At 43.4% G+C, this 519-nt stretch carries 1 protein-coding gene; it reads right to left on the bottom strand.

The features are described from left to right. The coding region (locus tag AC27IT_RS28255; RefSeq protein WP_487092331.1) for an IS3 family transposase at positions 1-519 on the bottom strand (519 nt) is incomplete at both ends.

Here is a 519-nt window from a genome sequence, read left to right as displayed (position 1 = left end):
TATAGAACCATATGTATTCATCAATGGCTTGAAGAAGCTCTTCCTCTGTTTTACACTGAGAGAAGTACGACGTTTCCGTTTTCAGATGGGAAAAGAAGGACTCTATGCATGCGTTGTCTAGGCAGTTTCCTTTGCGAGAGTGGCTGCCTAACATACCTAATTCTTCGAGTCGCTTGTTGTACTGCTGAGACGTGTATTGGAAGCCCTGATCCGAATGGAGAATGGCCCCTTGCACGTCTCTTTGTTTGTGAAGGTCTTCTACGGTGTCCATAACCAGTTGTAGATCATTTCTTTTGGAAACTTTCCAGGCAACAATCTCGTTATTAAAAAGATCCTGTATGACTGACAAGAAATAGAACTTGTCCACCACAGCAATGTAGGTAATATCCGTTGCAAACAGTCGATTAGGTTGCTCCACCTTGAAATGACGTTCCACTCGATTCGGCTGGACTACGGATGCCTTTCTGCTGTAATAACGACGTTTCTTCCGGATGGTTGATTGAATGTTGAGTTCTTTCA

Source organism: Brevibacillus sp. YAE8 (genome assembly GCF_057543335.1).
This window is presented reverse-complemented; position numbering and strand designations above follow the sequence as displayed.